34 protein-coding genes and 1 pseudogene are annotated in these 25,309 nt (G+C 38.2%); 5 read left to right on the top strand and 30 right to left on the bottom strand.

Going from position 1 to position 25,309, the window contains the following annotated elements; all coding sequences use genetic code 11:
- The first annotated feature begins 267 nt into the window (after positions 1 to 267).
- Positions 268 to 2,376 carry a hypothetical protein gene (locus tag BMW37_RS00895; RefSeq protein ID WP_093316764.1) on the top strand — a complete coding sequence of 703 codons (2,109 nt, stop codon included), beginning with the start codon at positions 268 to 270 and terminating at the stop codon, positions 2,374 to 2,376.
- 984 nt (positions 2,377 to 3,360) lie between these two features.
- Entirely contained in the window at positions 3,361 to 3,516 is a 156-nt protein-coding gene (locus BMW37_RS15055) for a hypothetical protein (protein WP_177168548.1), read from the top strand.
- 103 nt (positions 3,517 to 3,619) lie between these two features.
- On the opposite strand, the pseudogene BMW37_RS00885 reads toward BMW37_RS15055, so the two are convergent.
- The 30 genes and pseudogenes from BMW37_RS00885 to rpsJ form a co-directional block, all read right to left on the bottom strand.
- Positions 3,620 to 3,886 (bottom strand): annotated as a pseudogene (locus BMW37_RS00885) (type II toxin-antitoxin system RelE/ParE family toxin).
- A 134-nt stretch (positions 3,887 to 4,020) separates the two neighbouring features.
- Positions 4,021 to 5,013 carry a tRNA dihydrouridine(20/20a) synthase DusA gene (gene dusA, locus BMW37_RS00880; protein ID WP_093316952.1) on the bottom strand — a complete coding sequence of 331 codons (993 nt, stop codon included), beginning with the start codon at positions 5,011 to 5,013 and terminating at the stop codon, positions 4,021 to 4,023.
- Positions 5,014 to 5,085: 72 nt separating this feature from the next.
- Complete coding sequence (gene rplQ, locus BMW37_RS00875) at positions 5,086 to 5,502, bottom strand: 50S ribosomal protein L17 (RefSeq protein WP_093316761.1); 417 nt, start codon at positions 5,500 to 5,502, stop codon at positions 5,086 to 5,088.
- 36 nt (positions 5,503 to 5,538) lie between these two features.
- The gene (locus BMW37_RS00870) at positions 5,539 to 6,528 is read right to left on the bottom strand and encodes a DNA-directed RNA polymerase subunit alpha (protein WP_093316759.1); all 990 of its coding nucleotides are present in this window, start codon (positions 6,526 to 6,528) and stop codon (positions 5,539 to 5,541) included.
- 30 nt (positions 6,529 to 6,558) lie between these two features.
- The gene (rpsD, locus tag BMW37_RS00865) at positions 6,559 to 7,179 is read right to left on the bottom strand and encodes a 30S ribosomal protein S4 (protein WP_093316756.1); all 621 of its coding nucleotides are present in this window, start codon (positions 7,177 to 7,179) and stop codon (positions 6,559 to 6,561) included.
- A 30-nt stretch (positions 7,180 to 7,209) separates the two neighbouring features.
- Entirely contained in the window at positions 7,210 to 7,599 is a 390-nt protein-coding gene (rpsK, locus tag BMW37_RS00860; protein ID WP_093316753.1) for a 30S ribosomal protein S11, read from the bottom strand.
- A 15-nt stretch (positions 7,600 to 7,614) separates the two neighbouring features.
- Positions 7,615 to 7,971: a 30S ribosomal protein S13 gene (gene rpsM / locus BMW37_RS00855; protein WP_093316751.1), complete on the bottom strand. Its 357-nt coding sequence runs from the start codon at positions 7,969 to 7,971 to the stop codon at positions 7,615 to 7,617.
- Positions 7,972 to 8,106: 135 nt separating this feature from the next.
- Positions 8,107 to 8,223 (bottom strand): 50S ribosomal protein L36, encoded by a 117-nt coding sequence (gene rpmJ / locus BMW37_RS00850; protein ID WP_093316748.1) that lies wholly within the window; start codon positions 8,221 to 8,223, stop codon positions 8,107 to 8,109.
- Between the two features lie 23 nt (positions 8,224 to 8,246).
- Entirely contained in the window at positions 8,247 to 9,572 is a 1,326-nt protein-coding gene (gene secY / locus BMW37_RS00845) for a preprotein translocase subunit SecY (RefSeq protein WP_093316746.1), read from the bottom strand.
- A gap of 7 nt (positions 9,573 to 9,579) precedes the next feature.
- Positions 9,580 to 10,014, bottom strand: a complete 435-nt coding sequence (gene rplO / locus BMW37_RS00840; protein ID WP_093316743.1) for a 50S ribosomal protein L15 — start codon at positions 10,012 to 10,014, stop codon at positions 9,580 to 9,582.
- 3 nt (positions 10,015 to 10,017) lie between these two features.
- Positions 10,018 to 10,197, bottom strand: coding sequence for a 50S ribosomal protein L30 (gene rpmD, locus BMW37_RS00835; protein WP_093316741.1), 180 nt, complete (start codon positions 10,195 to 10,197; stop codon positions 10,018 to 10,020).
- A 16-nt stretch (positions 10,198 to 10,213) separates the two neighbouring features.
- Complete coding sequence (gene rpsE / locus BMW37_RS00830; protein ID WP_093316739.1) at positions 10,214 to 10,714, bottom strand: 30S ribosomal protein S5; 501 nt, start codon at positions 10,712 to 10,714, stop codon at positions 10,214 to 10,216.
- A gap of 12 nt (positions 10,715 to 10,726) precedes the next feature.
- On the bottom strand, positions 10,727 to 11,080 hold the full coding sequence (gene rplR / locus BMW37_RS00825; protein ID WP_093316736.1) for a 50S ribosomal protein L18: 354 nt from the start codon (positions 11,078 to 11,080) through the stop codon (positions 10,727 to 10,729).
- 9 nt (positions 11,081 to 11,089) lie between these two features.
- Positions 11,090 to 11,623 carry a 50S ribosomal protein L6 gene (gene rplF, locus BMW37_RS00820; protein WP_093316734.1) on the bottom strand — a complete coding sequence of 178 codons (534 nt, stop codon included), beginning with the start codon at positions 11,621 to 11,623 and terminating at the stop codon, positions 11,090 to 11,092.
- A 13-nt stretch (positions 11,624 to 11,636) separates the two neighbouring features.
- Positions 11,637 to 12,029 (bottom strand): 30S ribosomal protein S8, encoded by a 393-nt coding sequence (gene rpsH / locus BMW37_RS00815; protein ID WP_093316731.1) that lies wholly within the window; start codon positions 12,027 to 12,029, stop codon positions 11,637 to 11,639.
- Positions 12,030 to 12,060: 31 nt separating this feature from the next.
- On the bottom strand, positions 12,061 to 12,366 hold the full coding sequence (gene rpsN / locus BMW37_RS00810) for a 30S ribosomal protein S14 (RefSeq protein ID WP_093316728.1): 306 nt from the start codon (positions 12,364 to 12,366) through the stop codon (positions 12,061 to 12,063).
- 10 nt (positions 12,367 to 12,376) lie between these two features.
- Positions 12,377 to 12,916 carry a 50S ribosomal protein L5 gene (gene rplE, locus BMW37_RS00805; RefSeq protein WP_093316726.1) on the bottom strand — a complete coding sequence of 180 codons (540 nt, stop codon included), beginning with the start codon at positions 12,914 to 12,916 and terminating at the stop codon, positions 12,377 to 12,379.
- Positions 12,917 to 12,946: 30 nt separating this feature from the next.
- Positions 12,947 to 13,261, bottom strand: coding sequence for a 50S ribosomal protein L24 (rplX, locus tag BMW37_RS00800; protein ID WP_093316723.1), 315 nt, complete (start codon positions 13,259 to 13,261; stop codon positions 12,947 to 12,949).
- 10 nt (positions 13,262 to 13,271) lie between these two features.
- On the bottom strand, positions 13,272 to 13,643 hold the full coding sequence (rplN, locus tag BMW37_RS00795; RefSeq protein WP_093316721.1) for a 50S ribosomal protein L14: 372 nt from the start codon (positions 13,641 to 13,643) through the stop codon (positions 13,272 to 13,274).
- Positions 13,644 to 13,852: 209 nt separating this feature from the next.
- The gene (gene rpsQ / locus BMW37_RS00790; protein WP_093316718.1) at positions 13,853 to 14,110 is read right to left on the bottom strand and encodes a 30S ribosomal protein S17; all 258 of its coding nucleotides are present in this window, start codon (positions 14,108 to 14,110) and stop codon (positions 13,853 to 13,855) included.
- Positions 14,110 to 14,301: a 50S ribosomal protein L29 gene (gene rpmC / locus BMW37_RS00785; RefSeq protein ID WP_093316716.1), complete on the bottom strand. Its 192-nt coding sequence runs from the start codon at positions 14,299 to 14,301 to the stop codon at positions 14,110 to 14,112. The genes rpsQ and rpmC overlap by 1 nt, the downstream gene beginning before the upstream one ends.
- Positions 14,301 to 14,711, bottom strand: coding sequence for a 50S ribosomal protein L16 (gene rplP, locus BMW37_RS00780; RefSeq protein ID WP_093316713.1), 411 nt, complete (start codon positions 14,709 to 14,711; stop codon positions 14,301 to 14,303). The genes rpmC and rplP overlap by 1 nt, the downstream gene beginning before the upstream one ends.
- Positions 14,712 to 14,723: 12 nt before the next feature.
- Positions 14,724 to 15,428, bottom strand: a complete 705-nt coding sequence (gene rpsC, locus BMW37_RS00775; RefSeq protein ID WP_093316711.1) for a 30S ribosomal protein S3 — start codon at positions 15,426 to 15,428, stop codon at positions 14,724 to 14,726.
- A 17-nt stretch (positions 15,429 to 15,445) separates the two neighbouring features.
- Positions 15,446 to 15,778 (bottom strand): 50S ribosomal protein L22, encoded by a 333-nt coding sequence (gene rplV / locus BMW37_RS00770; RefSeq protein WP_093316708.1) that lies wholly within the window; start codon positions 15,776 to 15,778, stop codon positions 15,446 to 15,448.
- A gap of 14 nt (positions 15,779 to 15,792) precedes the next feature.
- A complete protein-coding gene (gene rpsS / locus BMW37_RS00765; RefSeq protein ID WP_093316706.1) occupies positions 15,793 to 16,071 on the bottom strand; it encodes a 30S ribosomal protein S19 in 279 nt (92 codons plus the stop codon).
- Positions 16,072 to 16,095: 24 nt separating this feature from the next.
- Positions 16,096 to 16,917 (bottom strand): 50S ribosomal protein L2, encoded by an 822-nt coding sequence (gene rplB / locus BMW37_RS00760; protein ID WP_093316703.1) that lies wholly within the window; start codon positions 16,915 to 16,917, stop codon positions 16,096 to 16,098.
- Positions 16,918 to 16,936: 19 nt separating this feature from the next.
- Positions 16,937 to 17,239: a 50S ribosomal protein L23 gene (gene rplW, locus BMW37_RS00755; RefSeq protein ID WP_093316701.1), complete on the bottom strand. Its 303-nt coding sequence runs from the start codon at positions 17,237 to 17,239 to the stop codon at positions 16,937 to 16,939.
- The gene (rplD, locus tag BMW37_RS00750; protein WP_093316698.1) at positions 17,236 to 17,841 is read right to left on the bottom strand and encodes a 50S ribosomal protein L4; all 606 of its coding nucleotides are present in this window, start codon (positions 17,839 to 17,841) and stop codon (positions 17,236 to 17,238) included. The genes rplW and rplD overlap by 4 nt, the downstream gene beginning before the upstream one ends.
- 16 nt (positions 17,842 to 17,857) lie before the next feature.
- Entirely contained in the window at positions 17,858 to 18,487 is a 630-nt protein-coding gene (rplC, locus tag BMW37_RS00745) for a 50S ribosomal protein L3 (protein WP_093316696.1), read from the bottom strand.
- Positions 18,488 to 18,515: 28 nt separating this feature from the next.
- Positions 18,516 to 18,827 (bottom strand): 30S ribosomal protein S10, encoded by a 312-nt coding sequence (gene rpsJ / locus BMW37_RS00740; protein WP_001181005.1) that lies wholly within the window; start codon positions 18,825 to 18,827, stop codon positions 18,516 to 18,518.
- 346 nt (positions 18,828 to 19,173) lie between these two features.
- On the opposite strand from rpsJ, the gene BMW37_RS00735 reads away from it, so the two are divergent.
- From BMW37_RS00735 to BMW37_RS00725, 3 genes are all read left to right on the top strand, one after another.
- Positions 19,174 to 20,487 (top strand): DUF3748 domain-containing protein, encoded by a 1,314-nt coding sequence (locus tag BMW37_RS00735; protein WP_177168547.1) that lies wholly within the window; start codon positions 19,174 to 19,176, stop codon positions 20,485 to 20,487.
- 234 nt (positions 20,488 to 20,721) lie between these two features.
- Positions 20,722 to 21,987 carry an MdtA/MuxA family multidrug efflux RND transporter periplasmic adaptor subunit gene (locus tag BMW37_RS00730; protein ID WP_093316692.1) on the top strand — a complete coding sequence of 422 codons (1,266 nt, stop codon included), beginning with the start codon at positions 20,722 to 20,724 and terminating at the stop codon, positions 21,985 to 21,987.
- A gap of 76 nt (positions 21,988 to 22,063) precedes the next feature.
- Positions 22,064 to 25,309, top strand: coding sequence for an MdtB/MuxB family multidrug efflux RND transporter permease subunit (locus BMW37_RS00725; RefSeq protein ID WP_093316950.1), 3,246 nt, complete (start codon positions 22,064 to 22,066; stop codon positions 25,307 to 25,309).

Raw genomic sequence — 25,309 nt, 5'->3', positions numbered from 1 at the left:
CTTCAAACAGTCAATATAGGCTATTGCATGGTTTTGGCTAAACTTATTGGTGATTTGGTAAAGGTGATGACTCCTAACATTTGCTTAAGCGTGTCTCTGATCGATTTTTATCGTATAAAAGTTACAAAATCGTATACCAGCACAAAGTGATATTCACCCTGTCAAGGTGAAATGATATAATAACTTATTATTGATGTTAATAACGTTTAACATCTACCGGACGTCTCGTCATATTCTAATTACGAATAAATGAAAAGGTATTTCAACATGGGGCAACATGTCGGTATAATTGGAAAAATTAATATTAAAGAACATGGCATTAAAGCTTTTCTAAAGTCAGCAGAGGCTAAACCTTTGATTGAAGCCATTACACAAGTGATTTTGCAACAATCCGATGACTGTTATATCTTGAATTATGATAAAGAAACGTCCGTTTTGTCTTTTTTTATCTATTATAAATACGCCACTCAAGAGACTCTCCAAGGAGAAGATTTTAAAGCATTATTATCACTTTCCTCATTTTTTACTAGAGATACCTCTGGCTATTTGATTGGGTATAAGGATATATTCAATATCTCAGATGATGATATTATTTATACTTATCAAGTTGACAACCAACAATGGCAATTCAGTGAAATAGCTCTGAGTAAAGAACAATCGTATGAAGTTACAATCCAGCATAACGAACATTTTAAACTTTTATCAAAAGGGAAATTTTGTAAGCATTATTCCAAAGCACACTTAATGATGCCTTTATTAACCCTAGTCAAAAAGCATCTTAAAGCGGCTAAACACAGTAATCACCTGGTTACTTTAGCTGATGCTTCCCCACTCAATCCATTACTAATTTTTGGCGGCTACTATTATAATGGGATGTGTGTTTATACAACTAGTGCCATATTAGATGGGATAGATCTGGCTACGTTTGTTCAAACTAAATATGGTGGGGCGGATGCTAATCATATTGTGGTGGACAATTGTGTCTACAAAACGGATCCAACACAATTCAAACACCTATTTGCTGACTATTATAGTATACCTGGCAAAGTTTTGTATTATTCGCATATCGAGAATATGCTAATTGAAATTAAAGGAGCATGCCCTAAAAGCTTTAAAGATCATGGTTTGATTTGTGAAGATGATAATGCCATTTATTTCAAAAAACAACGCATAGAGAAATCACTGCTTTCTAGTTACCGTATTTATCCAGACTCTGGGAATTTTACCAAGATTTTCATGAGTCCAGAAGTAGCTTACTTTAACAACAGCCAGATTGATTTGAGGTTACTTGATGCAAGTAGTATCAAATTTGTTCAGTATTTAGCACGGCCCACTTTTCCGGATATCATTGAAGCGATAGATAACACTGGTAAAATGATACTCATGTTAGACAACATTACTCAAAACGTAAGTGTAAGTAGAGATGTTAATTTTATCAATCAGATGATAGCGAGTATAAGTGATGCTTCAAAGGTGGATCATCTAAGCCAAATTGATTCACCCAAATTTCAAAATCATTATAAGCAACACAAAAAACACTCAGAATTCTTTACCGCTATCTTAAAGTACTTCAGTACTTCTGAAAAGCGCTATCAAGCTAATGGGCAATTATCAGAGTTACAAAAAATTATTAGGTGTTATGAAACAATCAAAGAAAGTACTTATTGTGCACCATATTTATATCCCTTTGTCATCAAAGCATATGCTTTATTAGGCGATAATCAAAACTCACTCATTACGATTAAGCATGCAATTATCTCTGGCTATCATGAAATGCCAACAATTTGGAAGTTTCCATGTCTAACAACGTTACATAGTGATCCCACTTTTCAAAAACTGATACACTTCGATGAGCATCGCATTAAAGTAAATGGACTTTATGTCGCCTCATTACCCCTTATCAAATGGCTTAATAACTTATCTGATGATGAGTTATCCGCTTATAGAAAGGAATTTTTTTCTCGCCATTATTTTCCAAGCTTAGAAGAAATGCGTGCGTATAGAAGTCATTCAGAGTTTAAAAAAATACATCTAGATGATGAGCCTATAGACTGGGAAATTTATATTGCATCAGTTCAACATATTATCAGTAGGCTGTTTAAATATGGTGGCTTTGATACAACAGCGCAATATGACATATATGCCGAACATGAATCAATACCAATTGCAGTTCATCTCTCTGATCTACAAATGAAGTTTACTATGTTGCATGTTTTAGGCAAAATGAGTGGCAATTTAAATTTATTACCATTATTTCAACGCATTAAAACGCTAATATCTATGATAGACCAGCAACCTGAGACGCAAAGACAAGCATCTTTATCAAGCTTAAAATCTAATATCGTGCATCGCATCTTAATAGGTGACACACTTTGAGTATCATTAGGTTATACCCCAACAATCACATCTAAAAACATTAGCTTTTAGTCAAATCATGTGGAATTGGGGTATTTTAGCAAATTAATTTAGTGAAGTTACTTCAAGTTTCAAGGGCAGATATTATTCTGATAGCCATTCAGTGAGCGTTAAGTAATGATAAAACCTGCATTTTGATTTACATTTAGCATATGTAGATGGCTGTATTTAAACGGATGATTTTGGCTTTTCACCCCGTTTACATGACATCAATCTGTCTGACTGATTTTTTGTTTATTCTGTTGTTTGATAGCGCATTAGGATTGTGGGCTAGATCATCTTCTAGGTTCATTGATGACAAATCCGTCAAAACAATACCCTCTATCGTAGTGCGTGCAAATAGATATCTGTTTTCCACATTCCAAGCAAGCTAGTATCAATCAATTGTATAAACGATAACTGTCATGACACCCTTTCATCTAACGATTCAACCCATTTGATGTCAAACCCAGGTAAAAGCCTAATCAATGAGGAAACAGTGAATGAAATTGACATAGTCCCCCTGCTAAAGCAATGGGATTCCTACTGCGCACATCTAATTACATAAATTTGAGGAAAGTTTGAAACCTGTCATAAATCTCCAATGAAAAATACAGTTAGAGATAGACATGGAATATTGATTCTTAACATATCCCAAACTCATTACGCAAGTGATGAGTTTGGGATATAGCAATTTTCCACCAAGAAAATTTGCGTTACAGCACTCGCCTAATTTAGGTCTGGTTGTTAATAAACACAATCAGACCTAATCATAAAGCAGTTCGCCAAAACACCATTCCCAAACAAGAGCTAAATCACACTAGCTAATCTGCCCATTGCGTTCGTATTTTCATTGCATAAATACAGTTAATTTTTAATTAATTCTAAAAAATACTACGCTTTTAAACACCCATCTAAACTAATCGATAGAATCCTATTAAAGTTAGCGTGTGCTTTGGAAGGTGATTGAAATTTTTGATCTACATGCATCAACATATTTTTGAAGTGTCTTTAAACTCGCACCAGTGGGTGCTTTCTAAGCAAGTTATGGCGGCGGGAGATACACCGACTCGCTTGGCTAAAACACTTTTATTAATATTCGAATGTTCTCAAATTGCATAAAGTAACTCTATAATCTCCAATTCCCGGTCCGCTCTTTCATATGCTTCTATAGCCTCTGGGGTATTAAGCATGCGAGATTTAAGTTCATTTATTGATATTGTTTTCATTTAAAAAAGTCCTCTAGTCGTTGTCGAGCTAGACTAATTGTACGAAGTGGTGTTTTATCAGATTTTTTGATAAACGCATGTAATAAAAAAATCTGTTTACCATCGGCATAAGCATATAAAGTTCTTGCTATATCTTTACCACCGACTCTTAGTTCAAATATCCCTCCACCAATAACTTTGCTATGTGGCATACGTAATTGACCTTCTTGCTCTAACCGTTAAATCAATCTAAACATTTGCGAAGCACACCAGGCAACTAACAGAGTTCTTGGGCGGCTAATTCCTGAGTTTTAATATTGTACAAAACTCCTCCAATGAAAAAGCCTACAAATACAAACTTTATCACCTATTCCTAGCATAAGCGAACAGCTAGGAATTACGTAAAACATAACTGTAATCAATCTAATTGAATGTATTTTAGCGCTTCCACTAATACCTCAATACCTGAGTTCTCCTTATGAGCATTTTCGCTTAAATACCGACGCCATAGCTTAGCTCCTTTAGCCCCTTGAAATAATCCAACCATATGTCTAGTAATATGACCTAACTTATTACCCTGAGAAAGTTCATTTTCAATATATGGGTACAATGATCTAATTTTTTCGACCGAGAGTGCATGTAAATTAGATGGATTAACAGGAGATTCACCAAAAAATAATGAATCAACATGCAGCAAAAGGGAAGGGTTTTGATACGCTTCTCTCCCAAGCATAACACCATCAACATAATTGAGTTGGTCATGAGCAATATTTAAATCACTTAGTCCGCCATTAATAATAATTGTTAAATCAGGAAAATCACGTTTAAGCCTGTATACTCGCTCATAATCAAGGGGAGGAACTTCACGGTTTTCTTTAGGGCTAAGACCTGAAAGCCATGCTTTTCTAGCATGGATAATAAAATGATTGCACCCACCTATTTGGTGGACTTTGCTAATAAAATCAGTCAAAAATTCATAGCTGTCTAATTCATCTATTCCCAATCTTGTCTTAACAGTGACAGGTACTTTTGTTGCTAATTTCATTTCAGCTATACATTCAGCAACCAGATCTGGCTCTTTCATCAAGCATGCACCAAAAGCACCATTTTGTACACGATCAGAAGGGCAGCCTACATTTAAATTAATTTCATCATACCCATATTCTTCAGCTTTTTTTGCGCATAGAGCAAGGTCTTTCGGTGATGACCCACCAAGCTGCAACGCGATTGGGTGTTCAATTTTATTATAATATAGATGATCATATTTACCATATAAAATAGCACCAGTCGTGATCATTTCTGTATATAGCAGAGCATTTTTAGTGAGTATTCTATGAAAAACTCGGCAATGGCGTGTTGTCCAATCAAGCATAGGTGCAACGGAAAAGCGATAGGATGGATATGAATTCATTTGAAATTTTCTAGGAAAATAAAAACCAAAAAAAATGCCCACATAAGTGGGCACTTTCAATCTTAGAGTTAATTACTCAGCTGCTGTTTCTTGTGTCTCAGGACGATCAACAAACTCAATGTAAGCCATTGGAGCGTTATCACCAGCACGGAAACCTGCTTTTAAGATACGAGTGTAACCACCAGGACGGTTAGCAAATCTAGGTCCTAAGTCGTTAAATAATTTCATAACGACATCAAACACAACTTTGCCATTCTTATCACGAATTGCAGGTACACGAGTACGAGCAAATGCAATACGACGGTTAGCAACACTATCATTTTTAGCTAGTGTAATTAATGGTTCTACAATACGACGTAACTCTTTCGCTTTTGGTAGCGTAGTGTTAATGATTTCATGCTCAATCAATGAGGCAGCCATATTACGAAACATCGCTTGACGATGGCTACTATTACGATTAAGTTGACGTCCACTTTTACGATGACGCATAACTATATCCTTCTTTTAAGACTATAAATAGTCAAATCAATCTTCTGCAATACTTGCAGGTGGCCAATTCTCTAGACGCATTCCGAGAGATAACCCACGCGATGCAAGCACGTCTTTAATTTCTGTAAGCGATTTCTTACCTAAATTAGGAGTTTTAAGTAACTCAACTTCTGTTCTCTGTACTAGGTCACCAATATAGTGAATAGATTCTGCCTTCAGACAGTTAGCAGAACGAACTGTTAATTCAAGATCATCAACAGGACGCAGTAAAACAGGATCAAATTCAGGTTTTTCTTCTTTAATCTCTGGTTGACGCACATCACGTAGGTCAACAAATGCTTCTAATTGCTCAGCAAGAATTGTTGCCGCACGTCTAATAGCTTCTTCAGGTTCGAGAGTGCCATTAGTTTCCATCTCAATAATTAATTTATCAAGATCAGTACGTTGCTCAACACGAGCAGCCTCAACGATGTAAGAAATACGTTCAATGGGGCTAAAAGAAGCATCTATCAATAAACGACCAATAGGACGTTCATCTTCATCAATGTGTAAACGAGCTGAAGCAGGTACATAACCTCTACCACGTTGAACTCGGATTCGCATTGACAATGTAGAGTCTGGTTGCGTTAGGTGACAAATAACATGATCAGGCTGAGCAATTTCGACATCACCTGATAGCATGATGTCACTTGCTAGGACAGGACCAACACCTGACTTATTCAATGTAAGAATAACATCATCCTTACCATGAATATTAACTGCTAAACCTTTAAGATTTAATAGTATTTCCAGAACATCTTCGTGTACACCTTCTTTCGTGCTGTATTCATGCAAAACACCGTCAATTTCGACTTCTGTGACTGCGCATCCAGGCATTGAAGACAATAAAATACGGCGCAATGCATTACCAAGCGTATGTCCAAAGCCACGCTCTAATGGTTCTAAGGTGACTTTGGCATGAGTTAAACTGAGTTGTTCAATCTCAACTAGTCGTGGTTTAAGAAATTCTGTTGCAGAACCCAGCATTGTGTCCTCTCTTTAACAAACTGTATTACATTACTTAGAGTAAAGTTCGACAATTAAACTCTCATTAATATCTGGTGATAAGTCAGAACGTTCTGGCTTACGCTTAAATATTCCTTCGACTTTACTAGAATCAACTTCAATCCAAGTTGGTTTTTCACGTTGATCCGCTAACTCGAGAGCAGCTAAAATTCTAGCTTGTTTTTTACTTTTTTCTCTAATCGTAATCGTGTCATTAGGTGAAACTTGGTAAGAAGGTATGTTAACAACTTTTCCGTTAACTAAAACAGATTTATGGCTAACAAGTTGTCTTGATTCAGCACGTGTTGAACCAAAACCCATTCTGTAAACAACATTATCTAATCTGCCTTCAAGCAACTGAAGAAGGTTTTCACCAGTATTACCTTTAAGGCGAGTTGCTTCTTTGTAGTAGTTACGGAATTGACGTTCTAAAATACCGTACATACGACGAACTTTTTGCTTCTCTCTTAGTTGAACACCATAATCAGAAAGACGCGGTTTACGAGCACCATGTTGGCCAGGTGCTTGTTCAATTTTACATTTTGTATCGACCGCTCTAACACCTGATTTAAGGAATAAATCAGTGCCTTCACGACGGCTCAATTTGAGCTTTGGCCCTAGATATCTAGCCATTGTTATTTCTCCAATAATCCAATCGAAATTTTAAACACGGCGCTTTTTAGGCGGTCTGCAGCCGTTATGAGGAATAGGTGTCACATCAGTGATATTCGTAATACGGAAACCCGCTGCATTAAGTGCACGAATAGTAGATTCACGACCAGGACCAGGGCCCTTAACCATAACTTCTAAATTCTTAATGCCATATTCTTTAACAGATTCCGCACATCTTTCAGCAGCAACTTGTGCAGCGAAAGGAGTAGATTTACGCGATCCTCTAAATCCAGATCCACCTGCTGTAGCCCAACCCAAGGCATTACCTTGACGATCAGTTATAGTAACAATTGTATTATTGAATGAAGCGTGGATATGTGCAACACCATCCGCGACTTGTTTTTTCACACGCTTACGCGCGCGTACAGGAGCTTTTGCCATGATTAATTACCCTAACTATTTTTTAATTGGTTTACGTGGACCTTTTCTTGTGCGAGCGTTGGTTTTCGTTCTTTGTCCACGTACAGGTAACCCTCTACGATGGCGAACACCACGATAACAACCGATATCCATTAAACGTTTAATACTAAGAGTAACTTCACGACGCAAGTCACCTTCTACAGTGTACTTAGCTACTTCTTCACGTAGTTTTTCGATTTGCTCTTCACTGAGCTCTCTGACCTTAATGCTTTCAGAAATTCCCGCTGCAGCACAAATTGCTTTAGAACGAGTTTTACCGATGCCATATATTGACATTAAACCAATAACAGCATGCTTTTGGTCAGGAATGTTTATGCCTGCAATACGGGCCACTGTGCACTCCTTAAAATTTAATATAAAAAAATATACAGCTAAACTCTGAAAAGCCCGTTTTCAGGATACTCAAGTTTAGCTGTCACTATAAAAGCCTAACACAATACCAAGATTTCAAAAATATGCAACCTTTTTTTAACCTTGACGTTGTTTATGCTTTGGTTCACTACTACAGATAACTCTTACAACACCATGTCTTTTAATAATTTTGCAATTACGACATAATTTTTTTACTGAAGCTCTTACTTTCATATATACCTCACGGAAATCGGATTTTACCGACCAGAATTCCTTAAATTAGCTTTTTCAAGCGCTGGACCATATTGTGTAGACATAAGAAGCGACTGAACTTGCGCCATAAAATCCATGATAACAACTACAACAATTAGCATTGATGTTCCACCTAGATTAAATGGTAGACCAAATGAACTTTTCATAAGATCTGGTACAAGACAGATAAACGTAATATACAAAGAACCAACTAAAGTTAATCTTACTGTAATAGCATCGATATATTTAGCTGTTTGCTCGCCTGGTCTGATACCTGGAATAAAAGCCCCAGATTTTTTCAGATTTTCTGCGATTTCTCTTGGGTTAAACATTAAAGCTGTATAGAAAAAACAAAAGAAAATAATCGCTGAAGCAAGTAAAATTATATAAAGTGGCTTCCCTTGTGCTAGTGCTAAAGAAATATATTGTAACCAACCAAAATTCGCACTACTTCCTAACCAAGTTGAAATTGTAGCTGGAAATAAAATGATACTTGTTGCGAAAATTGCTGGCAAAACGCCTGCCATATTAATTTTAAGTGGCAAGTGAGTTGTCTGAGATTGATATACTCTTCTACCTTCTTGTCGCTTAGCGTAGTTTACTACTATCCTGCGCTGACCTCTTTCAATAAAGACGACAAAATAAGTCACAGCTAAAACAAGAATACCAACGCCTAAAACCAAAATGATATTAGAGCTGTCTTCTCTTGCCATTTCTAATATTTGTGCAATTGCTGGCGGGAATCCCGCAACAATACCAGCAAATATTAGTATAGATATTCCATTACCAACACCACGTTCCGTAATCTGCTCACCAAGCCACATTAAGAACATAGTACCAGTAACTAAACTGATTACAGAAGTAAAATAGAAAGAAAAACCAGGATTTAGAACCAACCCATTTATCATATTAGGTAAACCTACAGATATACCAACAGCCTGAATAGTTGCAAGTATAAGGGTACCGAAACGAGTATATTGAGTTAATTTTTTCTTACCTGATTCTCCTTCTTTTTTTAATTCAGCAAGGCTAGGCACTATCGCCCCTAACAGCTGGACGATAATTGAAGCAGAAATATATGGCAAAATTCCTAACGTAAAAATAGATGCACGGCTCATAGCACCACCAGAGAACATGTTAAACATGTCAAGCATAGTGCCACTACTTTGATCCATTAATTGCGCTAGTACAGCTGTATTAACACCAGGTATAGGTATATAAGAACCAATACGGAATACAATCAAAGCACCGATAACAAAAAATAAACGACGCTTTAACTCTTGCATGCCACTTTTAGCACTTTGAAATTCTAAGCCTGGTTGCTTTGCCATTTTTTAACTATTCCTCAATTTTTCCACCAGCAGCTTCAATTGCTGCACGTGCGCCTTTAGTCACACCGATACCTTTAAGTGTTACAGGTTTAGTTATCTCACCTGAAAGTATCACTTTAACAGTTTCAATTTTAAGACCGACTATGTTAGCTTCTTTAAGTGCTGCAAGATCGATTACTTCGTTAGCAACTGATGCTAATTCGTGCAAACGTACTTCAGCATAAAGTTTAGCGCTTAGTGAAGTAAAACCAAATTTAGGTAAACGTCTATAAAGAGGCATCTGGCCACCTTCAAATCCACGACGAACTGTACCACCAGAACGTGCTTTTTGACCTTTATGACCTTTACCACCTGTTTTACCTAATCCAGAACCAATACCACGTCCGAGCCTTTTTTCACTATTACGTGAACCTTCAGCTGGAGAAAGAGTATTTAAACGCATAAACTACTCCTCTACCTTAATCATATAGTACACTTGATTAATCATACCACGCACAGCAGGAGTATCCTCACGCTCTACAGTATGACCAATACGACGTAGACCTAATCCCATCAAGGTTGCTTTATGTTTAGGTAAGCGACCGATAGAACTACGAGTCTGTGTTATTTTAATTGTCTTTGACATTTCAATCCCCTATCTATTATCCGATTATATCTTCGATAGACTTACCGCGTTTAGCAGCAATCATTTCGGGTGATTTCATTGCAGCCAATGCATCCATAGTAGCTCTAACTACATTTATAGGATTTGTTGAACCGTAAGTTTTTGCAAGTACGTTACGTACTCCAGCAACTTCTAGCACCGCACGCATTGCACCACCAGCGATGATACCTGTACCCTCATGAGCAGGTTGCATGAAAACACGCGAACCTGTATGAGTTCCCTTAACAGGGTGAAATAAAGTGCCATCATTGATTGAAATTGAAATCATATTACGACGTGCTTTTTCCATTGCTTTTTGAATTGCAGCTGGAACTTCACGTGCTTTACCGTAACCAAAACCAATTCGTCCGTTACCATCACCTACTACTGTTAAAGCAGTAAAGCTGAAGATACGACCACCTTTAACTGTTTTAGAAACGCGATTAACAGCGATCAGTTTTTCTTGCAGGTCACTTGTTTGTTTCTCGTTGTTTACCATCTTGATATCCTCTTAGAACTGAAGGCCAGCTTCACGCGCAGCGTCAGCAAGTGCTTGCACACGACCATGGTATTGGAAACCAGCACGATCGAAAGCAACAGCAGTTACGCCTTTTGCAATTGCTCTTTTCGCAATCGCGGCGCCAACAGCAGCAGCTGCATTGATATTACCAGTGTACTGTATCGCAGCTTTAACTTCTTTATCTAAAGTCGAAGCAGTTACGATTACATCAGAACCATTTGGTCCAATCACCTGCGCGTACATGTGGCGAGGGGTACGATGAATAACCAGACGGGTAGCCCCCAACTCTTTAATTTTTTTGCGGGTGCGTGTAGCACGCTTAATCCGAGCAATTTTCTTATCCATTGTATCACCTTACTTTTTCTTAGCTTCTTTAGAGCGAACAACTTCGTCCGAGTAACGAATACCTTTCCCTTTGTAAGGCTCAGGGCGGCGATATGAACGAATATCAGCAGCGACTTGACCTAAAAGTTGTTTATCGTTACTTTTCAGAACGATTTCAGTTTGAGAAGGGCATTCAGCATTTACACCGGCTGGTAGCGGATGCTCAACTGGATGTGAAAAACCGACCGTTAAAGCGACACTATTGCCCTTAATTGCTGCTCTATAACCGACACCAACTAATTGAAGTTTTTTTGTAAAACCTTCAGTCACACCAACAACCATGTTGTTGATAAGTGATCTAGCTGTACCAGCTTGTGACCAACCATCAGTAGCTCCATCAACTGGAGAGAAAACGATTTGGTTTTCTTCTTTTGCAACTTTAACTGATTTATTGATAGTACTATTTAAAGTACCATTTTTACCTTTTACAGAAATTTCCTGACCGTTAACAACAACTTCTACGCCAGCAGGAATTAAAATAGGTGCTTTTGCAACACGAGACATTATTTCCTCCTAATTAAGCGACATAGCAGATGATTTCGCCACCAAGTCCAGCTTGGCGAGCGGCACGATCAGTCATGATGCCTTTTGATGTAGATATAATCGCTATACCTAAACCGGCCATTACTTTAGGTAATTCGTCTTTTCTCTTATAAATTCTAAGACCTGGACGACTTACTCTTTGAATTTTTTCAACAACTGGTTTGCCTTGGAAGTACTTTAATGTCACTTCCAATTCAGGTTTTGTATCGCCTGTAATTTTATAATCTTCAATGTATCCTTCTTGTTTCAAAAGCTGCGCAATCGAAACTTTTAATTTTGAAGATGGCATTAAGACAGCAACTTTAGCTGCTGCTTGACCATTACGGATACGGGTTAGCATATCCGCGATAGGATCTTGCATGCTCATAAGGTATTTCTCCCGTGATTAATATTTAATATTACCAACTAGCTTTTCTAAGGCCTGGGATTTCCCCACGCATAGCAGCTTCACGCAATTTAATTCTGCTCAATCCAAACTTGCTCACGATTCCGTGTGGACGTCCAGTTTGACGGCAACGATTACGTTTACGCGATAAACTAGAATCACGAGGAAGACTTTGTAATTTCATTACAGAATCCCAACGCTCTTCGTCAGATGTTTTTGGATCAGATACCAGCTTTTTTAGCTCCATACGTTTTGCAAAGTATTTTTCAGCTAACTCAGCACGTTTTGCTTCACGAGCTTTCATAGATTTTTTAGCCATTTTTTATGCCTCACTTACGGAATGGAAAATTAAATGCTGCTAATAAAGCGCGACCTTCATCATCATTTTTAGCACTAGTTGTGATTGTAATATCAAGACCACGGATACGATCTACTTTATCATAATCAACTTCAGGGAATATGATCTGCTCACGTACACCCATGCTGTAATTACCGTGACCATCAAAAGATTTAGCTGAAAGTCCACGGAAGTCTCTAATCCTTGGCATTGCAATTGTTACCAATCTTTCAAAGAATTCCCACATACGCTCACCGCGTAATGTTACTTTACAACCTATTGGATAGCCCTGACGTATTTTAAATCCAGCAACTGATTTACGTGCTTTAGTGATTAGGGGTTTTTGACCTGAGATTGCAGTCAAATCAGCCGCCGCATTTTCAAGCAATTTTTTATCAACAATTGCTTCACCTACGCCCATATTCAATGTGATTTTTTTAATCTGAGGGACTTGCATGACAGAGTGATAACCAAATTCTGACATCAGTTTTTTTATCACTTCGTCTTTATAAAAATCATGCAGTTTCGCCATCTTACTTACTCCATAAATTCAAAATAAAAACTACTTAACGATTTCATTGTTTGATTTGAAAAATCTTACTTTTTTTCCATCTTCAAACTTGAAACCAACACGATCTGCTTTACCTGTAGTGTGATTGTAAAGTGCAACATTAGAAATATCTAAAGCAGCTTCTTTTTCAATAATACCACCAGGTTGGTTTAGGTTAGGGTTAGGTTTCTGGTGTTTTTTAACCATATTAATACCTTCAACCATTACTTTACCTGTACCAAGCATTTGTTTTACTTTACCGCGTTTACCTTTATCTTTACCGGTAATCACGATAACTTCATCATTAAGACGTATCTTAGATGCCATTATCCGCTCCTTACAGTACTTCTGGGGCTAATGAAATAATTTTCATGAATTTTTCGCCGCGAAGCTCACGCGTCACTGGCCCAAAAATACGCGTTCCAATTGGTTGTTCACTGTTATTATTTAAGATAACGCATGCATTACCATCAAATCTAATTACTGAACCATCAGGACGACGCACGCCCTTTCTAGTGCGCACAACAACCGCCTTCAGAACATCGCCTTTCTTCACTTTACCACGAGGAATTGCTTCCTTGATAGTAATTTTGATGATATCGCCGATATCTGCGTAGCGACGGTGTGAGCCACCTAGAACCTTGATACACATTACGCGACGCGCACCTGAATTATCAGCTACTGTCAGCATGCTCTGCTCTTGGATCATCTTGTGCTCCGATTAGTCTACTACCGAACATATAAAAGCTAACATCTTAAAAAACAGATGTTTACTTTCAACCTTTTTGTGATCTCTCACAAACTATAAAAACCCAAATTAAGGGGTCGCAAAGTATATAACACTTTCCTCTCTTTGGATACAAAAAAATAAGCGACTCATTAAAATAATGAATCGCTTATTTAAATCGTTTTGCTAACTTAGATAATAGCTTTAGCTACAACATTGACTAAAGTCCATGATTTAGTTTTAGAAATTGGACGGCATTCACGTATTTCTACTAAATCTCCGATTCCGCATTCATTATTTTCATCATGTACATGAAGTTTAGTTGTACGTCTGATAAATTTACCGTAGACAGGATGTTTTACAAATCTATCTATTGCGACTACGATGGATTTATCCATTTTATCACTAGTTACACGACCTTGAAGTGTACGAATATTTGTTTGACTCATTACACACCAGCCTTCTCTGTAATAATTGTTTTAACACGCGCAATATTTCGACGAACCTGTCTCAATAAGTGAGTTTGTTGCAATTGACCGCTTGCAAGTTGCATGCGGTAGCTGAATTGCTCACGAAGTAATTCAATAAGCTCTTCATTCAACTGTTCTACACTTTTTTCACGCAATTCTTTTATATTCATTACATCACCGTTTTGGTTACAAAAGTGGTTTTAATTGGCAGTTTGGCTGCAGCCAGTTTGAACGCTTCTCTTGCAAGCTCTTCTGGCACGCCATCCATTTCATAAAGTACTTTTCCAGGTTGGATTAGGGCTACCCAATACTCAACATTACCTTTACCTTTACCCATACGTACTTCTAATGGTTTTTCAGTAATTGGTTTGTCTGGAAATACTCTAATCCAAATTTTACCCTGACGCTTAATCGCTCTTGTCATTGCACGACGAGCTGATTCAATTTGACGCGCAGTCAAACGACCACGATCAACTGACTTCAGACCAAATGAACCGAAACTAACATCAGTTCCAGCTGCTAGGCCACGATTACGTCCTTTATGAATTTTACGGAATTTAGTACGTTTTGGTTGTAACATTCTCGAATCTCCTTACTTACGGTTCTTGCGAGGCTTAGCCGGTTGAGGCGCAGCTGGTTTATCAGCTTGTTCAAGTTCAGCCATACCACCTAACACTTCACCTTTGAAGATCCAAACCTTGACACCAATAACGCCATAAGTTGTATGCGCTTCAGCAGTATTATAATCAATATCAGCTCTTAGCGTGTGAAGAGGAACACGTCCCTCACGGTACCATTCAGTACGTGCGATTTCAGCACCACCTAAACGACCACTCACTTCAACTTTAATACCCTTGACATCATTCATGCGCATTGCATTTTGTACCGCACGCTTCATAGCACGACGGAACATAACACGACGCTCTAATTGTGAAGCAATGCTTTCAGCAACTAGTTTTGCATCTTTGTCTGGGTTTTTAATTTCAGCAATATTGATTTGAGCAGGTACACCTGCAATCTTGCTAACAGCTGCACGTAATTTTTCTACATCTTCGCCTTTTTTACCTATAACGATACCAGGACGAGCTGTATGAATAGTTACACGAATGCTTTTAGCAGGTCTTTCAATTACAATGCGTGAAATTGATGCTTTAGCTAATTCTTTTATCAAAAATTGGCGAACTTTAAAGTCACTGTCTACATTATCAGCGAAATCTTTAGTACCTGCGTACCAAGTTGAGTTCCACTGCTTAACAATGCCTAGTCTAATACCATTTGGATGAACTTTCTGACCCATTGCTATTCTCCTGAGTCTTAGCGGTCTGACACAACCACTGTAATGTGGCTTGTACGTTTAAGAATACGATCAGCGCGCCCTTTTGCACGAGGCATAATACGCTTCATGCTTGGACCTTCATCGACAAAAATTTTACTTACTTTCAAATTATCGATGTCTGCGCCATCATTGTGTTCCGCATTTGCAATTGCAGACTCTAAAACTTTTTTCACTAAAGCCGCAGCTTTTTTATTAGTGAAAGTTAAAATTTCAAGTGCCTGCATGACATTTTTACCGCGTATTAAATCCGCTACTAAACGTACCTTCTGTGCAGAAGAGCGAGCGTGGCGATATTTTGCTATAGTTTCCATCTCAACCTCCTACCTTAGCGCTTTTTGGCTTTTTTATCGGCCGCATGACCGCGATAAGTACGTGTCGGCGCAAATTCACCTAGTTTATGACCAACCATTTCGTCGGTAATAAATACTGGAACATGCTGACGACCATTATGTATTGCAATGGTCAATCCGATCATATTAGGAAAGATAGTTGAACGACGTGACCAAGTCCTAATAGGCTTTTTGTCACTCACTTCGACCGCTTTCTCTACCTTCTTCAGCAAGTGCAGGTCAATGAAGGGACCTTTCTTGAGAGAACGTGGCATAACTTACCTCTATTTAATTAGTAATTATTTTTTACGACGGTGAACAATAAACTTATCAGTACGTTTATTGCTACGAGTTTTCTTACCTTTGGTTTGTAAGCCCCAAGGCGTTACAGGATGTTTACCAAAGTTACGACCTTCACCACCACCATGCGGATGATCAACTGGGTTCATCGCAGTTCCGCGTACTGTAGGACGAATGCCTCTCCAACGAGATGCACCAGCTTTACCTAAAACTCTTAACATATGTTCAGAGTTTCCTACTTCACCAAGTGTTGCACGGCAATCAACAGGGACTTTTCTCATTTCGCCAGAACGTAAACGAATTGTTACATAAGCGCCATCACGAGCAACGATTTGAGCATAAGCACCTGCTGAGCGAGCTAATTGACCGCCTTTGCCTGGTTTCATCTCAATATTATGAACTGTCGCACCGACAGGTATATTACGCATTGGTAGCGCATTACCTGGTTTGATTGCTGCTGCACTTCCTGAAATAATTTCATCACCTGCTTTAAGACCTTTTGGTGCAAGAATATATCTTCTTTCACCGTCTTTATATAGCACTAAAGCAATATTCGCTGAACGGTTAGGATCATACTCTAAACGCTCAACAACTGCAGGGATACCATCTTTATTACGTTTGAAATCTATAATACGATAATGTTGCTTATGACCACCGCCGATGTGACGAGTGGTAATGCGTCCATTATTGTTACGTCCGCCACTTTTAGTTAATTTTTCTAATAGTGGTGCATGAGGCTTACCTTTATGTAGTTCAGGATTGACAACTTTCACTACATGGCGGCGGCCAGGAGACGTAGGTTTACATTTAACAACTGCCATCGTTATTCACTCCTCTGACCTATTCGACGCTGCCAGCTAAGTCTAAATTCTGGCCTTCTTTTAATGTAACATAAGCTTTTTTCCAGTCACTACGGCGACCGATACGTTGACCGTGACGTTTTACCTTGCCTTTAACAACAAGAGTATTCACATCCTTAACTTCAACTTCAAATAGCTTTTGTACAGCAGCTTTTATTTCAAGTTTCGTAGCATCTTTAGCAACTTTAAGAACTAATGTATTAGTTTTTTCCATTGCTGTTGAAGCTTTTTCTGAAACATGTGGTGCACGAAGCACACTTAATAAACGTTGTTCGCGGATCATGCTAACATCTCCTCAATTTGTTTCACTGCATCAGCTGTCATTACGACTTTATCAAATGCAATTAAACTCACTGGATCAATTCCAGCTGTGTCACGCACATCAACTTTATATAAATTACGCGCTGCTAAGAATAGATTTTCATCAAATTCATGAGTAACGATTAACACATCATTTAAAGACATATCTTTTAATTTTTGTGCTAATAATTTTGTTTTTGGCGCTTCAACAGCGAAGTTCTCAACAACGATCAATCTATCTTGACGTACTAATTCTGATAAAATACTCAAAATTGCGCCACGATACATTTTCTTGTTTACTTTTTGGCTGTGATCTTGTGGTCTTGCTGCAAATGTCACACCACCAGAACGCCAGATTGGGCTTTTCGCATTACCAGCACGCGCTCTGCCTGTACCTTTTTGACGCCATGGTTTTTTACCTGTTCCTGCAACTTCAGCACGTGTTTTTTGCGCACGAGTTCCCTGACGAGCACCTGCTGCATAAGCAACAACTACTTGGTGAACGAGTGCTTCATTAAACTCACGACCAAAGGTAGCTTCGGAAACAGATAGTTGACGATTTGCGTCTTTGATTACTAATTCCATGCCTATCTCCTAGACGTTAAGCCTTAACAGCGGGTTTAACGATTAAATCACCGCCAGTTGCACCTGGAACAGCGCCTTTAACTAACAGTAGATTACGCTCTGCATCAACACGAACAACATCTAAGCTCTGTACTGTTACACGCTCGTTACCTAGCTGCCCAGCCATTTTTTTGCCTTTAAATACTTTACCTGGTGTTTGGTTTTGACCAATTGAACCTGGTACACGGTGTGATAAAGAGTTACCATGTGTCGCATCTTGAGTACGGAAATTCCAACGTTTTACTGTACCTGCAAATCCTTTACCTTTAGAATTACCAGTTACATCAACTTTTTGGATATTTTCGAAATATGTCACACTGATATCTTGACCAATTGTGTAGTCTTCACCTTCTGCAAGACGAAACTCCCACAATCCACGTCCAGCTTCTACACCGGCTTTAGCAAAATGACCTGCTTGTGGCTTTTTTACCCTGCTAGCTTTTTTCGCACCAGTTGTAACTTGGATAGCGCGATAACCATCGCTTTCTAAGTCTTTAACTTGTGTTACACGGTTAGCTTCTATTTCAATTACTGTTACTGGAATCGATACACCTTCTTCAGTGAAGATACGTGTCATTCCTAATTTCTTACCGACTAAACCAATCATTATCTTAACCTCTCAATCTTGATGCCTGTTAACCCAGACTAATCTGGACGTCAACACCAGCAGCCAAGTCCAAACGCATAAGTGCATCAACAGTTTTTTCTGTTGGCTCAACAATATCGACTAGGCGTTTGTGAGTGCGAATTTCATACTGATCACGCGCATCTTTATTAACATGCGGAGAAATCAATACAGTAAAACGCTCTTTGCGCGTTGGCAAAGGAATTGGACCACGTACTTGTGCGCCTGTGCGCTTAGCAGTTTCAACAATTTCAGCTGTTGATTGATCAATTAAGCGATGATCGAATGCTTTTAGGCGGATACGGATTCTTTGGTTCTGCATGAGACCAGAGCTCCCTTTGTTTAATTAATTTGAAAACGAAAAAAATCACACTTGCTTAATACTCTAAGCTAGCATGAAAGTCCTTTGTATTTAACCCCCCAATCGGGAGTATTGTACGATGTATCGTGTTTTAAATTCACTTTACATACACACCTTAATTAGATATGTTCTGTCTATTATACACATAGTTTAATTTATCGCAATTTTTTTCTTCATTTATTTTAACGCTTAACCACCATCACAATTTTATTTTTACTGCTATACTCTTTGACTAAAGTTTAATATTTACCTATATTTTATACCTAAATTGTCTTTTCCTTATATTCAAATGAGTAAAGGTCCTTTTATGCTTAAGCAGATTACATCTCAACCTGAGTTTCACCAATTAACTAACGCCCAAGTGTGGTCTTCTGATTCGAATTGGCTCGTCTATGATTGTCGCAAATCACAATCAAAATTTGACAATACAGTCATTGAACGTATCAATATTCACACAGGTGAGATTGAGTGTATTTATCGTTCATCTCACCAAGCCTGTGTAGGTGTTGTTACCGCTAACCCCGCTATTGATAACCAGTATATTTTCATTCACGGCCCTGAAAATCCATATGATGCGTGGCAGTACAACTTTCATTATCGCCGAGGTGTGATTGCTACTTGTGATCAATATGGCCACTGGCAAGTAAGTAATTTGGATAGTTTCAATGAGTCTATCCCTCGCATACCAGGCGTTCTAAGTGGGGGCTCTCACGTTCACATGTTTTCTCATGATGGCACCAAAGTAAGTTTTACCTATGATGATTTTTTACTTTCCATTACCAAATCTCCATTTGCTAAGCGCAATGTTGCAATAGGCTACAAAGGTCCGCCTGTATCGTTTATTCCTGCTCATGATAAGCAATATGTCGGTGAATATTATTGCGCACTTATTACTCAAACCACTGATTTAGCTACTTTTGGATCTGATGAAATTGAAAAAGCATATGAGGAGTGCTGGATTGGTAATACTGGCTATCTACTTTCTGATGGAACTAGGCAGCGTTGGTCTATTGCGTATATGGGGGATGTAAGAACAGAAGAAGGCAATTTAATCACTGAAATTTTCATTGCTGATTTACCTAACGATGAAAGTAAATGGCATACACCGCACCATCAACATATGACTGAAGATAAATTGCTTCTGCCACCTACAATTAGTGGCATTCGACATCGTCGATTAACTCATACCCAAGATAGACTCTTTCCTGGCATATGCCATAGTATCCGACATTGGCTTCGCTCCTCACCGTGTGGTCAGTACATAGCTTGTTTAATGAAAGACTCTCATGGTGTCACTCAATTATGCATAGTAGAAACAAAAAATGGTTTAATTACACAATTAACCCATTCTATTTCATCCATGCAATCGGCTTTTACTTGGCATCCCAGTGGCTCTTGTATTGCAATCGCCTGTAACAATGCAATTTATCTTAGTTTTATCAAAACGAAAGTTTTCATTCCAATAACCCAATCACTATCACCTCCCATCAATCCAGAAGCAGTCGTTTGCTCTCCTGATGGTCGCTATATTGCTTTTACGCGTGACATACCCATTAAAAACAACAATTTTCGGCAAATTTTTACTCAGAGAATAGCAGATGTTTATTTAGCGTTAATGTAACGCATCATGCTAAAGTTTTATTTTTAGCTCATATTTGTATGTCATATGCCAATTATTTGGCTTATCGTTTATTAACCCCCAATAATTGACACTGTTTTACATTGTTTTTAGTATCTTTGCGCATAGGCTATTTATAAAAAAAATGTAATGACTATGCTATCTCTTTATATGATAGATTCATGCACTCATTTTTCTCATTTAAGTTATTCACCAATATTTTTTTAAAGGAACGCCATGGCACTGTCAACAAATCACCTTGAACCTCGCAAATCAAAACTTAAAAAATATTTTTTAATTATAGGTTTATTTGTATCAATTGCCATTGCTGCTATCTGGTTTTATAACCGTGCAGCGAACTCAGATGCTAAAACGTCTGCTGATACGCCTAAAACATCTTCTGCAAGGGGAGCAAGAGGTGGTGCGAATCAACCTCTTCCTCCTGTTAAAGTCGTGCCTGTTACTTTGCAGGATATTGCAAATCAACTCAACTCACTCGGAACCGTTCAAGCAAAAGAAACCGTGACTATTACAAGCCGAGTGAGTGGTGAATTAATACAGGTTCATTTTAAAGAGGGGCAATATGTTAAAGAAGGGGACTTATTATTTAGCATCGATCCTCGTAGTTTTGAAATAGCGCTTGAACAAGCTAAAGGGCAATTATTAAAAGATCAAGCTAATTTAGATAATGCAAAAGCTGATGTGGCTCGTTTTAATCAACTCAAACTGCAAAGTGCAGTTTCACAACAAGAGCTTGCTACTCAAAAAGCTCTAGTTAAACAACTCGAAGGAGTTGTGGCAAGCAGCCAAGCCCAAGTAGATAATGCTGAACTCCAATTGAGCTACACGCAAATCTTAGCACCCATCTCTGGCAACAGTGGGCTGGAACAAATCAGCGTGGGTAACTATGTCCAAGCAAGCACTCAACCTTTATTGACACTTACTCAAACTAATCCGATTGATATTTTATTTAGCTTACCTGAGCGCTATGTGCAAGAGATACGAAAAGCATTTAATCATAATGAAATTACATTAGAAGCTTGGAATAGTGACCTTTCAGAACAGCTCGCGCAAGGAAAGGTGATTAGTTTTGATAATCAAATTGATAGAACAACAGGTACTTTGCAAATTAAAGCTGAATTTCCTAATTCAGAAAATCTGCTATTTCCAAACCAATTTGTCAATTTAGTGATTAAGCTCAATACCCAAAAAGATGCTTTAGCCCTGCCAGTTTCAGCGATTCAAACAGGTGCCCAAGGTGAATTTGTTTGGCGTGTTATTCCTGCAGCCAGTGATAGTTCTTCACCTGAAAGCAATGAACACTCCGCTCCTGCTTGGCAGGTTGAAAAAGTCAATATTAGAACTGGAATACGGCATAACAATTTAGTTGCGATAGAAGACGGTCTAGCCCTCAATGATACGATTGTTACCGATGGTGTTGATAGGCTAACACAAGGTGCAAAAGTCCAAATGATTAACCAACCAATGGTATCGGATAATTAAAATGACGCAATTAAATACAAGCAACAATGTTGAACAATGCTCTGAAAACCAAGCAAATACTATCTCCCAAAGTGGTATGAATACTGACGGCACACACACACAAAGCATTTCATCATTATTCATATTAAGACCTGTTGCAACGACATTATTGATGTGTGCTATTTTGATTGCGGGGTTATTAGGTTATCGCTCCTTGCCTGTCGCTCCTTTGCCACAAGTAGATTACCCGACAATACAAATAGTAACCTTTTATCCTGGAGCAAGCCCTGATATTATGGCAACAGCCGTAACCGCACCACTAGAACGGCAATTTGGAAAAGTTTCAGGCCTTCAAGACATGTACTCTCAAAGTTCGAATGGTGTTTCCGTCATTACACTACAATTTAGCTTATCTTTAAGTATGGATATTGCTGAGCAAGAAGTTCAAGCAGCAATTAATGCAGCGTCAAACTTACTACCAAAAGATTTACCGTACCCACCTATTTACAATAAGGTTAACCCAGCAGATCCACCTGTTATGACCCTTGCTGTTGTCAGTGACAGTTTACCCATGACACAAGTTGCCGATTTAGTTCAAAATCGCTTAGTGCATAAACTCGCACAAGTCAGCGGAATAGGACTTGTTTCGCTTTCTGGCGGCCAAAAACCAGCTATCCGCATTGAACTCAATCAAGCTCTATTAGCGTCCTATGGCATTGATTCAGAAACTGTCAGAACAGCTCTTGCAAGTGCAAGCGTTAATTCAGCAAAAGGGAGTTTTGATGGGCCAGAAAGATCCATTACACTCTCAGCAAATGATCAATTGGCGACCCCTGCTGAGTACCAAAATATCATTGTCTACTATAATAAAGATAAAAATTCCGTAGTAAGACTAGGTGATATTGCGACTGTTCAAGAAGCACCAGAGAATCTATATTTAGGGGCTTGGAGCAATCGTCAACCTGCAATTATCGTCAACATTCAAAGGCAACCTGGTGCAAATGTCATTGAAACAGTTGATGCGATTCGAGATTTTTTACCAAATTTAATTGATACCTTACCTAAAAGCGTTACTGTTAACGTATTAACAGATAGAACTGATAGCATCCGAGCATCTATACACGATGTGCAAACTGAACTATTTTTTGCAATTGGTCTAGTTATCATGGTTATCTACTTATTCCTGAGGAATATGGCTGCAACCTTTATTGCAAGCATTGCGGTACCACTATCTTTAGTAGGTACCTTTGCTGTCATTTATTTATTAGGATATTCAATTAATAATCTTACGTTAATGGCTCTTACTATTGCAACTGGATTTGTCGTAGATGATGCTATTGTGGTGATTGAGAACATATCGAGATATTTAGAGTCTAAAAAGGGAGATGCTGAGCTTAGAGCAGCAAATGGTGAAATAGTCGAGCATGATGGAGGTCTTTCCCCTTTAGAGGCAACTTTGATCGGCGCAAAAGAAATCGGCTTTACTATTATATCGTTGACCTTGTCACTAGTTGCAGTCTTGATCCCTCTACTTTTTATGGGGGATATCATCGGGCGATTATTTCACGAATTTGCTGTCACTTTAGCAATTGCGATCCTCATTTCAGGTGTCGTATCTTTAACTTTAACACCAATGTTATGTGCGAGATTCTTAAAAAATCCTCACTTATACAAACAAAATCGTTTTTCCGTTATGATTGAGCATTTTTTTAATTATATTATTGCGCTTTATGGCAAGGGATTACGGCGAGTACTAAACTACCCTAAATTGACCCTTAGTGTTGCAATTGCAACTTTTGTCATCACGGTATTGATGTATTTTTTTATACCGAAAGGATTCTTTCCACTTCAAGACAATAGCTTAATTCAAGGTACCATTATTGCAAAACAGTCTAGTTCTTTTGAAAAAATGACGTCTTTACAAGAAGAGATAACGGTCGCACTAGAAAAAAATCAATACATAGATAACATCACAACATTTGTCGGTGTAGATAGCACAAATTCAACATTAAATAGTTTGAAAGTTCAAATTGCTTTAATTCCTCTATCCGATCGCACAACCCGAATTGATGAAATTATTTCTGACATTAAAGAAACATTGAAGATGATTCCTGAAATTGAGGTTTATCTTCAACCGCAGCAAGATCTGACAATTGAAACACAAGTGTCCAGAACTCCTTATCAATTTACATTACAAGCAAGTTCACTTGACCAATTAGAGCGCTGGGTGCCTACTTTTATGCAAGAATTAAATAACTTGCCTGAAATCATAGATGTCAGTAACAATTGGCAAAATCAAGGGGCGATGTTATATGTAAATGTAAATAGAGATACAGCCACTCGACTTGGGATTAGCATGAGTGCAATTAACAGTGCCCTTTATAATGCATTTGGTCAAAGACAAATTGCGACCCTTTATACCCAATCTAACCAATATCGTATTGTATTAGGATCTCTTGGGGAGAATAAAACCAACCAAACAGGTGGTGAACAAAATGCATGGTCACCTATTCAATCACTTGAAACAATCCACTTAAAAAATGCCAATGGTGACATGATACCATTGCGAGCAATCGCGAGTTTTGAACCAAAGTCAACCCATCTATCTGTGAATCACCTTGCACAGTTTCCCGTTGCAACTTTTTCTTTCGATGTCAATCGGCTAGAAGGTTATGCATTGAGTGATGCCGTATCAGCAATTAATCAGGTAAAAAGTCAAATTCAATTACCTGAGGATATGCAAACACGTTTTCAAGGCTCAACTCTTGCATTTGAAGCGGCGCTGAGTAGTACGGTTTGGCTAATTATTGCAGCAATCATTGCAATGTATATTGTGCTAGGCATCTTATATGAAAGTTATATTCATCCAATTACGATTCTGTCCACCTTGCCAACTGCAGGGATTGGCGCTTTGCTCGCATTATTTATTGCAGGTAAAGAACTTGATATGATAGCCGTAATTGGGATCATATTATTAATTGGTATTGTCAAAAAAAATGCAATCATGATGATTGACTTTGCTTTAGCTGCTGAGAGAGAGAAAGGCTTAACACCAAAAGAGGCAATTTACCAAGCTTGCCTGCTTAGATTTAGGCCTATATTAATGACAACCATGGCTGCAATACTCGGTGCGATTCCTTTAATGTTAGGGACAGGTGTCGGTTCAGAATTAAGACAACCACTTGGCATTACAATGGTCGGCGGCCTATTAGTCAGTCAAGTGTTAACTTTATTTACCACACCTATCATTTATCTCTTTTTTGATAAGTTTTCAACAAAAAAGCATCTCAATCCGGTAAATGCACTCAATTTAAAGACTAATTTAGTTGTGGAGAAAGGGTGA

The sequence above is a fragment of the Thorsellia anophelis DSM 18579 genome (assembly GCF_900111395.1).
In the GTDB taxonomy this organism is placed as follows: domain Bacteria; phylum Pseudomonadota; class Gammaproteobacteria; order Enterobacterales; family Thorselliaceae; genus Thorsellia; species Thorsellia anophelis.
This window is presented reverse-complemented; position numbering and strand designations above follow the sequence as displayed.

Excerpts from the sequence above, each read along its gene's own strand:
- rpsD (WP_093316756.1), bottom strand. The coding sequence starts at position 7,179 with ATGGCTAGATATCTAGGGCCAAAGCTCAAATTGAGCCGTCGTGAAGGC.
- BMW37_RS00735 (WP_177168547.1), top strand. The coding sequence starts at position 19,174 with ATGCTTAAGCAGATTACATCTCAACCTGAGTTTCACCAATTAACTAAC.
- rplP (WP_093316713.1), bottom strand. The coding sequence starts at position 14,711 with ATGTTACAACCAAAACGTACTAAATTCCGTAAAATTCATAAAGGACGT.
- rpmJ (WP_093316748.1), bottom strand. The coding sequence starts at position 8,223 with ATGAAAGTAAGAGCTTCAGTAAAAAAATTATGTCGTAATTGCAAAATT.
- rplQ (WP_093316761.1), bottom strand. The coding sequence starts at position 5,502 with ATGCGTCATCGTAAAAGTGGACGTCAACTTAATCGTAATAGTAGCCAT.
- rplF (WP_093316734.1), bottom strand. The coding sequence starts at position 11,623 with ATGTCTCGTGTTGCAAAAGCACCTATTTTAATTCCTGCTGGCGTAGAA.
- rpmD (WP_093316741.1), bottom strand. The coding sequence starts at position 10,197 with ATGTCAAAGACAATTAAAATAACACAGACTCGTAGTTCTATCGGTCGC.
- rpsE (WP_093316739.1), bottom strand. The coding sequence starts at position 10,714 with ATGGTAAACAACGAGAAACAAACAAGTGACCTGCAAGAAAAACTGATC.
- rplN (WP_093316721.1), bottom strand. The coding sequence starts at position 13,643 with ATGATCCAAGAGCAGAGCATGCTGACAGTAGCTGATAATTCAGGTGCG.
- BMW37_RS00870 (WP_093316759.1), bottom strand. The coding sequence starts at position 6,528 with ATGCTGGGTTCTGCAACAGAATTTCTTAAACCACGACTAGTTGAGATT.
- BMW37_RS00895 (WP_093316764.1), top strand. The coding sequence starts at position 268 with ATGGGGCAACATGTCGGTATAATTGGAAAAATTAATATTAAAGAACAT.
- rpsQ (WP_093316718.1), bottom strand. The coding sequence starts at position 14,110 with ATGAGTCAAACAAATATTCGTACACTTCAAGGTCGTGTAACTAGTGAT.
- rpmC (WP_093316716.1), bottom strand. The coding sequence starts at position 14,301 with ATGAATATAAAAGAATTGCGTGAAAAAAGTGTAGAACAGTTGAATGAA.
- rplE (WP_093316726.1), bottom strand. The coding sequence starts at position 12,916 with ATGGCGAAACTGCATGATTTTTATAAAGACGAAGTGATAAAAAAACTG.
- rplB (WP_093316703.1), bottom strand. The coding sequence starts at position 16,917 with ATGGCAGTTGTTAAATGTAAACCTACGTCTCCTGGCCGCCGCCATGTA.
- rpsK (WP_093316753.1), bottom strand. The coding sequence starts at position 7,599 with ATGGCAAAAGCTCCTGTACGCGCGCGTAAGCGTGTGAAAAAACAAGTC.
- BMW37_RS00725 (WP_093316950.1), top strand. The coding sequence starts at position 22,064 with ATGAATACTGACGGCACACACACACAAAGCATTTCATCATTATTCATA.
- BMW37_RS00730 (WP_093316692.1), top strand. The coding sequence starts at position 20,722 with ATGGCACTGTCAACAAATCACCTTGAACCTCGCAAATCAAAACTTAAA.
- secY (WP_093316746.1), bottom strand. The coding sequence starts at position 9,572 with ATGGCAAAGCAACCAGGCTTAGAATTTCAAAGTGCTAAAAGTGGCATG.
- rplW (WP_093316701.1), bottom strand. The coding sequence starts at position 17,239 with ATGATCCGCGAACAACGTTTATTAAGTGTGCTTCGTGCACCACATGTT.
- rplD (WP_093316698.1), bottom strand. The coding sequence starts at position 17,841 with ATGGAATTAGTAATCAAAGACGCAAATCGTCAACTATCTGTTTCCGAA.
- rpsH (WP_093316731.1), bottom strand. The coding sequence starts at position 12,029 with ATGAGCATGCAAGATCCTATCGCGGATATGCTAACCCGTATCCGTAAT.
- rplO (WP_093316743.1), bottom strand. The coding sequence starts at position 10,014 with ATGCGTTTAAATACTCTTTCTCCAGCTGAAGGTTCACGTAATAGTGAA.
- rpsN (WP_093316728.1), bottom strand. The coding sequence starts at position 12,366 with ATGGCTAAAAAATCTATGAAAGCTCGTGAAGCAAAACGTGCTGAGTTA.
- rplX (WP_093316723.1), bottom strand. The coding sequence starts at position 13,261 with ATGGCATCTAAGATACGTCTTAATGATGAAGTTATCGTGATTACCGGT.
- rpsC (WP_093316711.1), bottom strand. The coding sequence starts at position 15,428 with ATGGGTCAGAAAGTTCATCCAAATGGTATTAGACTAGGCATTGTTAAG.
- rplV (WP_093316708.1), bottom strand. The coding sequence starts at position 15,778 with ATGGAAACTATAGCAAAATATCGCCACGCTCGCTCTTCTGCACAGAAG.
- rpsS (WP_093316706.1), bottom strand. The coding sequence starts at position 16,071 with ATGCCACGTTCTCTCAAGAAAGGTCCCTTCATTGACCTGCACTTGCTG.
- rpsJ (WP_001181005.1), bottom strand. The coding sequence starts at position 18,827 with ATGCAGAACCAAAGAATCCGTATCCGCCTAAAAGCATTCGATCATCGC.
- dusA (WP_093316952.1), bottom strand. The coding sequence starts at position 5,013 with ATGAATTCATATCCATCCTATCGCTTTTCCGTTGCACCTATGCTTGAT.
- rplR (WP_093316736.1), bottom strand. The coding sequence starts at position 11,080 with ATGGATAAGAAAATTGCTCGGATTAAGCGTGCTACACGCACCCGCAAA.
- rplC (WP_093316696.1), bottom strand. The coding sequence starts at position 18,487 with ATGATTGGTTTAGTCGGTAAGAAATTAGGAATGACACGTATCTTCACT.